This window comes from Massilia paldalensis (assembly GCF_044901715.1).
Taxonomy (GTDB): domain Bacteria; phylum Pseudomonadota; class Gammaproteobacteria; order Burkholderiales; family Burkholderiaceae_D; genus Telluria; species Telluria paldalensis.
Genome location: NZ_JBJCIU010000002.1, coordinates 645185 through 659365, shown reverse-complemented (window position 1 = coordinate 659365; position 14181 = coordinate 645185). Strand labels below are relative to the sequence as shown.

At 67.3% G+C, this 14181-nt stretch carries 12 protein-coding genes; 1 reads left to right on the top strand and 11 read right to left on the bottom strand.

Annotated features, from left to right (window positions below; translation table 11 throughout):
• Positions 1-9: 9 nt before the first annotated feature.
• From ACI1V7_RS12655 to ACI1V7_RS12610, 10 genes are all read right to left on the bottom strand, one after another.
• Positions 10-738, bottom strand: coding sequence for a PEP_CTERM-anchored TLD domain-containing protein (locus ACI1V7_RS12655; protein ID WP_404532107.1), 729 nt, complete (start codon positions 736-738; stop codon positions 10-12).
• Between the two features lie 139 nt (positions 739-877).
• Positions 878-2296, bottom strand: a complete 1419-nt coding sequence (locus ACI1V7_RS12650; protein WP_404532106.1) for a mannose-1-phosphate guanylyltransferase/mannose-6-phosphate isomerase — start codon at positions 2294-2296, stop codon at positions 878-880.
• Positions 2293-3459 (bottom strand): nucleotidyltransferase family protein, encoded by a 1167-nt coding sequence (locus tag ACI1V7_RS12645; protein WP_404532105.1) that lies wholly within the window; start codon positions 3457-3459, stop codon positions 2293-2295. The genes ACI1V7_RS12650 and ACI1V7_RS12645 overlap by 4 nt, the downstream gene beginning before the upstream one ends.
• A gap of 16 nt (positions 3460-3475) precedes the next feature.
• Complete coding sequence (gene galE, locus ACI1V7_RS12640; protein WP_404532104.1) at positions 3476-4474, bottom strand: UDP-glucose 4-epimerase GalE; 999 nt, start codon at positions 4472-4474, stop codon at positions 3476-3478.
• Between the two features lie 106 nt (positions 4475-4580).
• A complete protein-coding gene (locus ACI1V7_RS12635; protein WP_404532103.1) occupies positions 4581-5339 on the bottom strand; it encodes a WecB/TagA/CpsF family glycosyltransferase in 759 nt (252 codons plus the stop codon).
• 12 nt (positions 5340-5351) lie between these two features.
• On the bottom strand, positions 5352-6458 hold the full coding sequence (wecB, locus tag ACI1V7_RS12630; RefSeq protein ID WP_404532102.1) for a non-hydrolyzing UDP-N-acetylglucosamine 2-epimerase: 1107 nt from the start codon (positions 6456-6458) through the stop codon (positions 5352-5354).
• 27 nt (positions 6459-6485) lie between these two features.
• Positions 6486-8444, bottom strand: coding sequence for a heparinase II/III family protein (locus tag ACI1V7_RS12625; RefSeq protein WP_404532101.1), 1959 nt, complete (start codon positions 8442-8444; stop codon positions 6486-6488).
• Entirely contained in the window at positions 8441-9529 is a 1089-nt protein-coding gene (locus ACI1V7_RS12620; protein ID WP_404532100.1) for a glycosyltransferase family 4 protein, read from the bottom strand. The genes ACI1V7_RS12625 and ACI1V7_RS12620 overlap by 4 nt, the downstream gene beginning before the upstream one ends.
• A 217-nt stretch (positions 9530-9746) precedes the next feature.
• The gene (locus ACI1V7_RS12615) at positions 9747-11108 is read right to left on the bottom strand and encodes a phenylacetate--CoA ligase family protein (protein ID WP_404532099.1); all 1362 of its coding nucleotides are present in this window, start codon (positions 11106-11108) and stop codon (positions 9747-9749) included.
• A gap of 7 nt (positions 11109-11115) precedes the next feature.
• The gene (locus ACI1V7_RS12610; protein ID WP_404532098.1) at positions 11116-12381 is read right to left on the bottom strand and encodes a glycosyltransferase; all 1266 of its coding nucleotides are present in this window, start codon (positions 12379-12381) and stop codon (positions 11116-11118) included.
• 199 nt (positions 12382-12580) lie between these two features.
• Here ACI1V7_RS12610 and ACI1V7_RS12605 point away from each other — a divergent pair, with 199 nt between their 5' ends.
• Entirely contained in the window at positions 12581-13162 is a 582-nt protein-coding gene (locus tag ACI1V7_RS12605) for a hypothetical protein (RefSeq protein ID WP_404532097.1), read from the top strand.
• 86 nt (positions 13163-13248) lie between these two features.
• Here the strand turns inward: ACI1V7_RS12605 and ACI1V7_RS12600 are convergent, their stop codons facing one another.
• Positions 13249-14121, bottom strand: coding sequence for a beta-1,6-N-acetylglucosaminyltransferase (locus ACI1V7_RS12600; RefSeq protein ID WP_404532096.1), 873 nt, complete (start codon positions 14119-14121; stop codon positions 13249-13251).
• Positions 14122-14181: the final 60 nt, after the last annotated feature.

Sequence of the window (14181 nt, the reverse complement as noted above, 5' to 3'; positions counted from 1 at the left end):
ATGCGGTGCTTATGCGGTACCGGTGCGGCGGCGCGCACGCTTGCGGCCGATCAGCGCCAGCACGCCCATGCCGGCGATCAGCATCGCCGTCTCCCTGGGTTCGGGCACGGGCGAGATCGAGAACACTTCCATGCCGTCGATATGCAGCGCCATGCCGTTCGTGCTGCGGTCGACGATGCTCTTGCCCTCGTCCAGCGGATCGCCGTAGCTGGTCTGCCAGGACAGGGCCGTGTCCAGGTCGGCGGTCACGACCAGGTCGGGACCGACGCCGAACATGGGGCCGACGCCGGTGGCATTGAAGGTCTGGTACTGGCCCTGGCTGGGCAGCACGTAGGTGGACAGGATCTGGCGGTACACGGCCGGGTCGGTGAAATTGAACAGGAATGCCGTGCGCTGCCAGTCGCGCTCCGTGACGTTCCAGCCGCCGGACGTCGACCAGCTCTGCGGGTTGTAGCCGCCGACGAGGAAGCTGTCGCCGCCCGAATTGGTGACCTCGAGCAGTGTGAAGGTGGCGCCCTTCCCGTCCGCCGCCGCGTGGAAATCGGCCGACGTGTCGCCGTCCTGGAGCGTGTACACATTGTTCAGGTTGAACTCGCCGGCGCCGAGCCAGCGTTCCAGCTGCGCGTGCTTGCCTGCGTCCAGCAGGACAGAGCCGCCGACGATGTCGCCGGCACTGGCCGTGCCGCCGATGCCGGCCAGCGCAAGGGCCAGGCCGCCCGCCGCAATGATCTTCTTCATGGATTCCTCCCAGGGTAATCGTCGAGTCATTGTATGACGGGCGTCAGGACGGCTTCGCACTGTAGACTTAGGGAAACTGCCGAGCCAAAAGAAATCGCCCCTGCCTGCGCAGGGGCGACGGTGGAACGTGCTGCAGTAATTATGCGCGCTGGTAGACGTCCTCGAAGCGCACGATGTCGTCTTCGCCCAGGTAGCTGCCCGACTGCACTTCGATCAGGTGCAGCGGCAGCTTGCCCGGGTTTTCCAGGCGGTGCGTGGTGCCCAGCGGGATGTAGGTGGACTCGTTCTCGGCCAGCAGCACGACCTTGTCGCCGCAGGTGACGCGCGCGGTGCCCGACACGACGATCCAGTGCTCGGCGCGGTGGTGGTGCATCTGCAGCGACAGCTTCTCGCCCGGCTTGACGGTGATGCGCTTGACCTGGAAACGGTCGCCCGCATCGATGCCTTCGTAATAGCCCCACGGACGGTACACCTTGGTGTGGTGCAGGTGCTCGGTGCGCTCCTGCCCTTTCAGGTGCTCGACGATGTTCTTGACGCGCTGGACCTGGTCCTTGTGCGCCACCAGCACGGCATCGTTGGTTTCGACGACCACCAGGTCCTGCACGCCGACCACGGCCACGATGCGGCTCTCGGCGCGCACCAGCGTGTTGCTGGTGTTGTCCAGGTAGACGTCGCCGCGCTGCACGTTGCCGTTGGCGTCGCGCTCCTGCACGTCGGCCAGCGCCGACCAGGAACCGACGTCGCTCCAGCCGATGTCTGCCGACACGACCACGCCGTCGCGGGTGTGTTCCATGACCGCGTAGTCGATCGAGTCGGACGGGCTGGCGGCGAACGCCGCTTCATCCAGGCGGCAGAAGTCGAGGTCGCGGTAGGCCTCCTGCACGGCCGAGGTGGCCGCCTTGGCGATGCCCGGCGCATGCGCCTCGATCTCGGCCAGGAAGCGGTCGGCGCGGAACATGAACATGCCGCTGTTCCAGTAGAAGCCGCCGTCGGCGACGAAGCCGGCGGCCGTGTCGCGGTCCGGCTTCTCGACGAAGCGCTCGATCTTGAAGCAGTCGTCGCAGCCCGGCAGCGGCTCGCCGCGGCGGATGTAGCCGTAGCCCGTTTCCGGTGCGCTCGGGACGATGCCGAAGGTCGCCAGCGAACCGCCTTCGACGAGGCGCGCGGCACGTTCCACGGCGAGGCGGAACGCTTCGTTCTTCTCGATGACGTGGTCGGCCGGCAGCACCAGCATCATCGCGTCCGGATCCTGCGCCTTCAGGAAGGCGGCGGCCGCAGCCACGGCCGGGGCCGTGTTACGGCCGGCCGGTTCCAGCATGATGCCGTGCGGCGTGATGCCCACGTCGCGCAGCTGCTCGGCCACCAGGAAACGGTGCTCGTTACCGCACACCACCAGCGGTGCCATCACTCCCGGCCAGCCGCGCACCCGCAGTGCGGTTTCCTGCAGCATGGTCTTGTCGGTGACCAGCGGCAGCAGCTGCTTGGGCATCACAGCACGCGAAAGCGGCCACAGACGGGTACCGGCACCGCCGGAGAGGATGACTGGATAGATCTTCATGCACTGGCTTTCTCTAATGTGGTTTCTGTCTCTTCGGCACCGTCCTTGCGGCGGCTGCGTCGACGGTCGCGGGCGTTGACCCATTCGTCCGAGGTGTACTCGGACGCATGCTTCATCTCGCCTGCGCGGTTAATGCCGTAATCTTTAAATACGATCATTTCATGCAAGGTAACATCATTCAGCACGCGAGTATATTCGAAAAGCACGCTGCGGACGACTTCGGCACCTTCGCAGATATGGCTGCCGTGGCCGATCCAGGTCGGGCCGATGATCGTCGAGCCGGCCTCGATCTTGACGCCCGAACCGATGTACACGGGACCCTTGATCGTGGTGCCGTTCCAGTCGATGCTGGTGTTCAGGCCGGTCCACAGGCCCGGCTCGATCTGGATGCCCGGCACGTCCATGTGGTTGACCTCGCCGGTCAGCACGTTCTGCAGCACTTCCCAGTAGTCGGCCACGCTGCCGATGTCGAGCCAGTTGAACGGGCGGCCCTGGGCGTAGAACGGCATGCCTTTCTCGGCCAGCAGCGGGAACAGCTGCGAGCCGATGTCGAATTCCACGCCCGACGGGATCAGGTCGATCACTTCCGGCTCGAAGATGTAGATGCCGGTGCTGATGAAGTTCGACAGCGCTTCTTCCTGCTTCGGCTTTTCCTGGAACTGGGTGATGCGGCCGTCCTTGTCGGTGACCACCACGCCGTAGCTGGAGACCTTGTCCCACGGGACTTCCTTGGTGATGACGGTGGCCATCGCGCCCGTGCGGCGGTGCTCGAGCAGCGCGGCCTTCAGGTCGAGGTCGATCAGCGCGTCGCCGCACAGGACGATGGTGGTGTCGTCGAAGAAGCCGCCGAATTCCTGGATCTTCTTCATGCCGCCGGCCGAGCCGATCGGCACCGCCACGACTTCGCCGTCTTCCTTCGTATAGCCTTCGAAGGAATAGCCGATCTGGACGCCGAACTGCTCGCCTTCGCCGAAGTATTCCTCGATCTTCTCGTGCAGGTGGCTCACGTTGACCATGATCTCGGTAATGCCGTGCTTGCGCAGGTGTTCGATCAGGTAGGCCATGACGGGCTTGCCCAGCACGGGGATCATGGGTTTCGGCAGGTCGTAGGTCAGCGGACGTACGCGGGTACCTTTGCCTGCTGCAAGAATCATCGCTTTCATTGGTGTGTCCTTACACTTATTTTGAAGTAGTTTGGTAGCGCCAGGAATCAGCGCACATTTGCGCGATGTCACGCTCGGCCGTCCATCCGAGTTCCTCGCGGGCGCGGGTCGGATCGGCATAGCACTTGGCGATGTCGCCGGGACGGCGGTCGACGATCTGGTAGGCAATCTTTTTGCCGCAAGCCTTCTCGAAGGCGTGCACCATTTCCAGCACGCTGTTGCCGTTGCCGGTACCGAGGTTGTAGGTGACGAGGCCGGCGCCCTGCGCCAGCTTGTCCAGCGTCTTGACGTGGCCGATGGCCAGGTCGACCACGTGGATGTAGTCGCGCATGCCGGTACCGTCCGGGGTCGGATAGTCGCCGCCGAACACGGACAGCTTCTCGCGCTGCCCGTTGGCGACCTGGGCGATGTAAGGCACCAGGTTGTTGGGGATGCCGTTCGGCTCCTCGCCGATCAGGCCGCTTTCATGCGCGCCGACCGGGTTGAAATAGCGCAGCAGTGCGATGCGCCAGTCCGGCTCGGCCTTGATCAGGTCGCGCAGGATATCTTCGATCATCAGCTTGCTGCGGCCATAGGGATTCGTCGCCGACAGCGGGAAGTCTTCCTTGATCGGCACCGAGGCCGGATCGCCGTACACGGTGGCGGAGGACGAGAACACCAGGGTCTTGCAGCCGAACTTGGCCATCGTCTCGAACAGCGCGACGCTGCCGTAGACGTTGTTGTCGTAGTAGCGCAGCGGCTGCGCCACCGATTCGCCGACCGCCTTCAGGCCGGCGAAGTGGATCACCGCATCGATCTCGTGGGCGCCGAACACGGCTTCCATGGCCGCGCGGTCGCGGATGTCGCCTTCCACGAACACGAAGGGTTTGCCGGTGATGCGCTGCACGCGCTCCTGCACCGAGCGGTTGGCGTTGGACAGGTTGTCGAACGCCACCACCTCGTGACCCGCGTTCTGCAGTTCCACCACCGTGTGGGAACCGATATAGCCCATGCCGCCAGTAACCAGAATTTTCATATTGCGTCTTTCTTGTTTGATGATGGTTGCTCGCCATGCCGCGGGGACTGGCGGGTCGTTCGTATTGTCGTCGGCGGCCGCAGCCGCCATCCCTAGTTTGCTGCGTCTACACGGAGCGGCGCTGCCGCTTCGTCAATGCTTCCTTGATGAACAATCCGACGAAGGCCATGTCTTCGATGAAGTAGCGGCGGAACATGCGGCGCGGCTCCTGCAGGAAGCGGTAGAACCACTCCAGCCCGGACTTCTGCATCCACACGGGCGCGCGCTTGACGTGGCCGATCGCCACGTCGAAGGTGCCGCCCACGCCCATCGCGAACGGGATCTTCATGTCGGCCTGGTAGCGGCCGAGGAACTGTTCCTTCTTCGGCGAGCTGATCGCCACGAACAGCAGGTCCGGCTTGGCCGCGCGGATCTGCTCGACCACGGCCGCCTCTTCCGCCTCGCCCTTCCAGTAGCCGTTGCGGTAGCCGGCCAGCACCAGGCGCGGGTACTTGTGCTGGTAGGTGCTCGCCACCTTGCTCACCACTTCTTCCTTCGCGCCGAGCAGGAACACGCGCCAGCCCTTTTCGCCGGCACGCTGCATCAGTGCCTCGAACAGGTCGACGCCGGCCACCCGTTCCTTGAGCGGCTTGCCGAGCAGGCGCGAGGCCCACACGACCGGCATGCCGTCCACATTGACGAGGGCGCAGTCGTTGATGATGCGTCGCAGTTCCGGATCCCGGCTGGCCTTGACCAGCTTGTCGACATTGACCACCACGTGCTGATGGGGCCTACCGCTATGGATGAAGCCCTCGACAGTCTGCAACGTTTCTTCCATCGACAGGTTGTCGATGCTACATCCCATCAGTGTGATGCGTTCGCTCATATCGCCTCTCGTTTATTGACCGTCAAGTCCCCTCGCGAGGATCTCGACGATGCGTTCCGCCGCGCGGCCGTCCCACAGGTGCGGCCGGCGGCCCAGTTTGCCCTCGCCACGCAGGACCTTGCGCGTCTCGAGGAGGATGGCGGCAGGGTCGGTACCTGCCAGTACGTTCGAACCTTCGTCCACGGTCACCGGACGTTCCGTGTTCTCGCGCACGGTAATGCAGGGCACGCCCAGTGCCGTCGTCTCTTCCTGCAGGCCGCCGCTGTCGGTCAGCACCACGGCGGCATCCTTCCACAGGTTGAGGAAGGCCATGTAGGCTTGCGGGCCCGCCAGCGTGATGTTCGGGCCCAGGTCGATGCCGAATTTCTCGATGTTGGCGCGGGTACGCGGGTGCACGGGGAAGATCAGCGGCAGCTCGGCGGCGATCTCCTTGAGCGCGCCGGCGATGCGGGTGAAGGTTGCCGGGTCGTCCACGTTGCTGGGACGGTGCAGCGTCACCACGCCGTAGCGCCGGCCTTCCTGCCGCGCCTTCCAGGCGCTCGTCTCGAAGTCCGAAGTATCCGCGCGCGACAGCTTGTCGGCCTGGTACAGCACGTTATCGACCATCACGTGGCCGACGTAGTGGATCGCCGATTCCGGCTTGCCTTCGCGGCGCAGGTGCTCCACGGCCGACGGTTCCGTGACGAAGAACCAGTCCGAGATGCTGTCGGTGACGAGGCGGTTGATTTCTTCCGGCATCGCCATGTCGCCCGAGCGCAGGCCGGCTTCGACGTGGGCGACGGGGATGTTCAGCTTCTTGGCGACGATCGAGCAGGCCAGTGTCGAATTCACGTCGCCCACCACCAGCACGGCGGCCGGGCGCTCGTTCTGGCACAGTTCCTCGAAGCCCAGCATGATCTTGGCCGTCTGCTGGGCGTGGCTGCCGCCGCCCGCCGCCATGAACACGTCCGGTTGCGGGATGCCCAGTTCTTCGAAGAACACGTCGTTCATCTCGCGGTCGTAGTGCTGGCCCGTATGGATGATCTTGTAGGTCAAGGCATCCTGGGCCTGCAGCGCGCGCACGATGGGCGCGATCTTCATGAAATTCGGACGGGCACCGGCAACCAGATAGATGAGCATAAAAGCAACCTTCTCTAGCAAGAATTATTAAAAAAACGTTATTGTAAACCTGCACTCGACCGGGACGGCGGACGATACGGTGCTGATCTTGAGCACGTCGCACGGCTGGCGCGATTCGTAGCAACGCGAATACCAGCCGAGCGGCGGATTTTCGTGGCCGCGCACCAGTTCCAGCTTGAGGTCGGCGCCATGGGCGTGCATCTGCAGCGCGAAGCGCTTGCCGCGCACGTGCAGGCCGGAACTGTTCAGGCGCGCATCGAGACCGGGCGCGAAATGCCAGAAGAGTTCGACCTGGTGCTGTTTCTTGGCAGACACCTCGTCGCGCACCGTCAGCGTCGAGGTGGCGGCGTCGAAGCGCACGCTGCGCATGTGGCGCACGGGATCGGCCAGGCGCTCGTAGCCGTCGTGGGCGCCGCGGAAATCGAATTCGTGCGGCGACTGCGGCATGCGCTCGATGCTGGCGCGCGCCTTCTTGAGCCACATGAAGCGGCCGCCCGACACCGACTGGTCGAGCCCGTCGATGCGCAGCGTGTTATGGGCCGAGGTGCCGCGGAAGTAGTCGCGCCACTTGTGTTCCTGCCAGTAGGAGTACGTTCCCGGATCGACCAGGCATTCCTCGCCGCCGACCGACAGGGTCAGCGCCAGCGCGTCGGCGTGGCCGTGGGCGGCGATGCCCAGGTAGCCCAGCGGGCCGCAATCGACCATGCCCTTGATCTCGTCCGCTTCGCCGAAATGCGAGCCGAACAGCAGGTAGCCGCCGTCCGGGAACGACCAGCCCGTCTCGGATTCGTGCGGGTCGGCCTCGGGGCGCTTGCCCGGCAGCGCATGCAGCAGCCAGCGCACGCCCGGGTGCGCTGGCTGCTGGCGGTGCAGCACGGCATCGCCCAGCGCCAGCAACTGCGCGGCGCGGTCGCTGCCGGCCTCGTCCAGGCGGAACACGATGCCGTCGTCGGCGTCGCCCACCATCGGCACGTTGCCGCCGACGTCGCGCACGGAACGCAGGAAGCGCAGCGCGCGCGACAGGCTGGTCCAGTAGGCGCGCGAGAACGGCTGGTCGCAGGCCTGGCCCACGAGCCCGGCCACGAACAGGAATTCGCTCGAAAAGATGTGGTACGCAAAGGCCTGCTCGCGGTTCACGCCGTCGCGCGAGAACTGGGCCTGGGCCTCGTGCTCGAGTTCGCGGCGCGCCTGCTCCAGCCAGGCGCCGGACGCCTTCCAGCACGGCCACACGGAGGCGCCCACGTACAGGCCGGCCAGTTCGCCGATCAGGTGGTTGTTGGCCGAGGAATGGCGCGACAGGTGGCGCGCGATCGCGCTGCAGTGGGCGTGGATCGATTCCAGCCAGTCGGCGCGCAGGCGCTGGCCGTCCTCCCCGGCGAACAGGCCGCTCTCCTCCCCACCCACCAGTTGCCAGACGAGGCTCCAGTTGATCAGGCGGATGCCCAGTTCCAGCGAGCTGGTCCAGTTGGGGCCGACCAGCGGCGGGCACTGGTCGAGCCAGCTGCGCAACTGGTGGTGCAACGCGTGCAGCCAGGCCACGTCGCCCGTCGCGGCCCAGGCCTGGGCCAGGCGCACGAGGTGCAGGTGGCGGTTCAGTTCCCACACGTGCTTGATGTCGCCGACCAGTTCGCGGTTGGTGATGGCGATGTCGCCCGCATAGATGGCGGGACCGACGACGCCGCTGTCCGGGTCGCGGTTCCACACGGGCGGCATGCCGACGTCGAAGCGGCGGTTGGCGAACAGGACCACGTGGCCGGCGCAAATGCTGTCCGCATCGGCCAGCAGCGCCTCGCGCTCGCCCGGGCCCAGCTGGGGCGCGCCGCGAACCGCGAAGGTGCGCGCGTGCGGCAGCGGCGGCGCGGTGCGCAGGCGCACCCGCTTCGCCACGCCCTTCACCGCCGCCTGCTGGATGCGGTAGCCGACTTCGGCCACCGACATGCAGCGCAGACGATTGACCAGCCACACCATGCCTGTCGCTTCGCTCATCGTTCCGTCCCTGCCAGTTCACGGTAGATCGCGGACAGTTGTCCGCACACCACCTCGGTTGAGTAATGCTGCTCGATGCTGGCGCGCGCGCGGGCCGCCAGCCGTTCGCGCAGGGCGGCGTCGCCCAGCAGCGTGGCCAGCGCCGCGGCCAGCGCCGCCTCGTCGCGCGGCGGCACCAGCAGGCCGTTCGCGGCCTCGCTGCCGTCGCGCAGCGCTTCCGGAATGCCGCCGACGCAGGTCGCCACGACCGCCTTGCCGGCCGCCATCGCTTCCAGCATCGACATCGGCAAGCCCTCGGCATGCGAGGGCAGGCAGAACACGCTGGCGCGGGCCAGCTCGGCATCGCGCTGCTGCGGGCCGATCCAGCCGGGCAGCTCGATGCGGTCCTCGATGCCCAGTTCGCGCGCGCGGCGGCGCACGCCGTCGATGTCGCCGTTGCCGCCGAACACCAGGCGCAGCTGCGGGAAATCGCGCGCCAGCCGGGCGCCGGCGCCGAGCAGCTCGAACACGCCCTTGGCCACTTCCAGCCGGCCCAGGAACAGGATGCGGCCCGGCTCTTCCAGCGTGCGGTCGACGCGCGCCGGCAGCGGCACCGAATTCGGCACCACGGCCACCTTGGCCATCGGCGCGAACTCGTGCACGAATTGCGCCCACCCTTCCGACAGCGCGATCACGACCGAGCTGTGTTCCAGCGTGTGCCGGATCCAGCGCCGCATCAGGGGCCCGGATTCCTGCGTGGCGAACGTGCGGAAGCCCCCGCCGTGCAGGTGGAAGATGGTCTTGCTGCCGGCCATGCGCGCGACCAGCAGCACGATCGACTTGCGCAGGAAGCTCGCATGCGAGGCGGAATGCACGTGCACGACGGCCGGATGCTGGCCCAGGCAGGCGCGCACCGTCTGCCAGAATCCGGACACGGCGCCCTTGACCTTGGCCAGGCGCGGCCCTTCCGCGTGGGTGGCGACATAGCGCACCGCCTCCCGTTCGAACAGGCCATGGCGGCGCAGCACGGACACGACGGCGGCCACCCCGCCTCGCCCTTCGAGGGCGGTCCCGACCATCAGCACGCGCAGCGCCGGCGTCCTCATGCTGCGGCTCCTGGAGCGGCAAATGGAGCGGACGACGGCGCGGCAAACGGCACGGCAAGCGGTACCCGGCCGGCGGGCACGCCCGTCGTCCGCCACACCGTCGCTGGCATCGTCGTCTGGCACAAGGTAGGCACTCTCAACAAAGGGAAGGATGGATGGATTAATAAACTGGCAATATTTCGATCGTACATCATACTTTCCAGGACCCGCGCACGTTTCAGCGTCCGCCCGCTGCCGCCGGTGCGCCCGCGCGAGCGGCGGCGCCGTCGGCGATGGCGATGAATTCGAATTTTCCGTTCGGCCCGCGCGGGATCGCCGCCACGCGCTCGACCCGGACCTGCACGCCGGGCACGCGCAAGAGGAACTTGTCGACGAGGGCCTGGGCATCGGCATCCGTGAATCCCTCGGCCACGACGACGCGCAGCACGAACTCGGCATTGCCGCGGTACAGCACCTGGCCCTCGACCAGGTGGCGGTCGTGTCCCTGGAAGATGCGGTCCAGGCGCGCGACCATGCGGCCGTCCGGCAGCGTGACGATCTTTTCCTGGCGTCCCACGATCGCCTTGACGGTCGGGAACACGCGGCCGCAGGCGCAGGGTTCGCCCGCGCCATGCATGTCATGCGCGTCGTGCACGAGCACCGTGTCGCCGGTACGGTAGTGCTGCAGCGGCATGGCCGCGTTGTTCAGCGTGGTGCCGACCAGCTCACAGGCGCCGCCGCCGTCCTGGGCGTCGAGCAGCGCCACGCCGCTGTAGTCGGTCAGCACGTGGTAGCTGCCGCGCTCGCAGGTGCCGATGGCGGCGACCCGCTCGGCCTGGCCGTACCAGTCGTAGACGCGGGTGCCGAACGCCTTTTCGACGGCGGCGCGCACGGCCGGTTCCAGCGTTTCCGACGAGGTCATCACGCCCAGCAGCGCGCGGCCGCGGTAGGTCCGTCCGGCCGCGTTCAGCCAGGCGGCCAGCGCCGCGATCGACGAGGGATAGGCGTGGATGACGACGGGATCGAACGCTTCCAGCGCGTCGATGTAGCGGCCGATCGTGTCGTTCGACAGGTGGTAGGACGACATCATGAGCATGTTGCCGACCCAGTCGCGGCACCAGTAGACGCCGTCGCGCGGGTGGTCGGCGCAGACGATGTCGCCGCGGATCCAGGCGCGGCGCTGGCCATGGCGGTAGCCGATCCAGCGCAGCTGGCGGTACACGAAGCCTTCCTCGCGCACGAGGTTGCCGATCGACTGGACGATGGTCAGCGGCGAGCCGGACGTGCCGCTGGTCTTGATGGTGGTGCGGATCCAGGAGCCGGGGCCGCGCGGGCGTACCAGGCGCTCCGGATGCTGGCGCACGTCGGCCTTGGTGAGCAACTCCCTGCCGGGCGCGAGGCGCGCCAGCGTGGTCGGATCCGCATCGAGCGCGACGCCGATCTTGCGCGCGCGGCGCTGCGCATACCGGGCCAGCGCCTCGGGCGAGCGTTCGTTCGCGGCCAGTGCCGGATAGACGAAGGTACGGCCCCAGACATTACGGACCAGTTCGCGGGCGAGCGAGCGCAGCGAGAACTTCAGCGAGTAGGTCCACGTCGACATCTTACCGTCACTCCGTCAGGATTTTCTTATACGTTTTTGCAACATTTCGGCCGAGAATATCATAGGTGCGATGGCTTCTTACGTACGCTGGACCACGTAACGCGAACTCTTCCGCAAGGGCTGGATTATTTAACAATTCGAGCGTCGCGGCGGCGAACGGTTCCGCCTCCATGGGCACGCACAGCCCGGCCCCGCTCTCGTCGACGACGAGTTTCTGGTCAGGAATATCGTTCGCGACGCTGGGGATGCCCAGCGCGAGGTATTCGACCAGCTTGGTCGGCGACGACACGTCGAACAGCGTGCCGCGCGGGATCGGCGACAGGCCGACCTCGGCCCGCACGGCATAGCCGAGCGCCGTGCGCTGGGGCAGCCAGCCGGTCAGCAGCACGTGGTCGGCCAGGCCGCGCTCGGCGATGGCGCGCCGCATCCAGGCCATTTCGTCGTCCGACGGCGCGTCGCCGGCGATGACGAGCAGCACGTCGGGCAGCTGGCGTCGCAGCACGTCGGCCACGTCGAGGAGGAAGTCGGAGCGGCGCGACTGCGCGATGCGGCCCAGGTACAGCACCACGCGGCGCCCGTCCAGGCGCGCGTCCTCGACGGGCGTGATGCGGGCGCGGTCGAACAGTTCCGCATCCACGCCCATCGGCACGGCCGTCATGCGCGCACGGTCGAAGCCCTTGGCGACGAGCCAGTCCGCCATGGCGTCGCTCTGCACGAAGATGTGGCGCGCGCCCGGCAGCACGAGGCGGTAGATGGCGACCCGCGACGCCCAGGCGCGCAGCGCGTGCGCCGCCCACTTGAGCCGGTTGGCCAGGCCGCGGCGGCGCCGGAATTCGTCGCGCCGCACCTCGAAGCCTTCGACGATGGGAAAGGACATCCAGTACAGGAAGGGCACGCCGCGCACGGCGGCGACGAAGCGCCCCAGCACGCCGCTGGCGATCTTGTCGCGCACCTGGATGCAGTCGGCGCGCCGGCCGCGCGAGGCGCGCAGCAGGCCCAGCAGATCCCACAGGGGCGAGCACACGCTGGCGAAGCGGCTGCGCAGCGAACCGACGACGTGCATGCCGCCGGCCGGCCAGGGCGAGGACGCGCCGTCGCTGCCGCCCTGCCCCACCAGCTCGGTCGCGACGCCGTAGCGCGGCATTTCGGTGCCGAACAGGGTCAGCACGTCGGCACGGATCGGCGGGAGCGGGTCGCGGACGACGAACAGGATGGAATGCGGAAGGACGGAACCCGCATCCGGAGACGCGGCGGTGACGGACGATTGGCGCATGGATTCCTTGCAGAATAAACAACGGCTGGCGTCGATTCTAGCGCACTCGCCGCAGCGCACAATTGCGCGTCGGTGGCGTGCCTGCAGGTACACGCCGTTTGTCATTGCAAGTCGCGCCCGATTTTGTATCCTGAATGAAATAATTCTTGAACATTCGGCCCGTACACTGAGGGGTTTCGGGCCTGTTCGCCATCCGTCCATGACCTCTACCGCCCACCAACGGCTGCTGCACCTGTCGCTGCAACTGCAGCAAAGCGCCCTGCCCGTGGCCCAGGCCTACAACGCGCGCCAGGCGGCCCTCGGGCTGGAACAGGCAATGACGGCCGAGCGCCTGTCATCGCTGGACGGCATCGACGCCTCGCTCGCCGCCATCGCCGCGCTGGAGACCCTGGTCGAGGAGCACAAGGATGCGATCCAGTCCTGGCTGCTGGGCGCCACGCGCCAGCTCACCCAGGCGCTGCAAGACCTGGCGCCGGACGAGCGCGCGGCGCAGGCGCGCCAGCTGATGGCCTCGCTGCAACACCAGCTCGACCACCTGCACCGCGGCCTGCAGGCGCGCGCGGCGTGGATCGTGGCCGCGCGCACCATCTTCGTGCTGGCGCGGCGCGGGCGCGAACGGGAACCCGACGCCGCGGGCCCCGTGTTCGCCAGCGAGGACGACCTGCGCGAGGCCCGGCGCCAGGGCGCACGCCTGGATGCGGCCGCGGCCGTGCAACACCGCTTGCTGGATGAAAGCCTGGAACGGATCCGCGCCGGGATGGCGCACCTGCAGCCGCATTGAGGCATCGACGGGCGCGGCCACGTGCCCGCCATGCGCTCCTGCCCCGCATGCACGTTGCGGTGGGCACGTGGTGCCCACCCTACGGACTACGCGGTACGCTCGGCGCCGGCGCGCAGCGCCAGCAGGCGCGGCATCAACCCGGCGCTGGCACGGCTGTCGAGCTTGCGGCAGAAGTGGGCGCGCGAGGCGGCGATGCGTTCGAAATCGCCTTCGTCGAGCACCTTCGGATTGCGCGATCCACTTTCCGGCCACTGCACGTAGCGGAAATTACGGCCGAGCACGCGCTCGCGGAACGGCGAGTTCATGACCAGCGTCTGGACGAACATCTCGTCCGGACAGGCGACCCGCCCGAAGAAACGCACCAGGCCCGGCTCGCGGTCCGCCCGTTCGAGCAGCATGCGCGCGCACGCGCGCGACAGCGCCCACCAGGACGAGCCGCCCCAGGGTTGCAGCCCCTGCGGCATGCGGCGCTTGATGCCGGTCGCGCGCATCGCGCGGTTGGCGAGCGCACAGGCCAGGCGGCGCAGGCGGGCGCCCCCTTGCGGATAGAAATACTGGTAGCGGTAGTCGGCGGCCCACTGCCCCGGCGCGCGGCCGATGGCGACCGTGTCGAGCAGTTCGCGGTCGGCCAGCGCCGCCAGCTCTTCCTTCAGCGCCCCGTTCGACAGCAGCGGGAAATCCTGGGCGCTGAGGAACAGCACCTTGTCGAAGTCCGGCACCTCGGCCAGGATCTGGCGCAGCGAGTTGAGCACGGCCTGCACCTGGCTGAAGGTGCCCCAGTGCACGTCGATGCGCTCGCGCACGAGCCGGGCGGCCGGGTGGACGGCGGCCGGATCGAGGTCGCACTTGCGGTCGAGGTTGACGTAGACGAGGAAGTCGTCGTCGCGCAGGTGCTCGACGAGGGCGTTGAGCTGGCCGATGTCCTTGTGGGCCTGGATCAGGAATACCTGTGTCGTCATCGTCGTCCGCATGAACAAAAAAAATCCTCCACCGGCAGAGCCGGGGGAGGACTTCGCCAG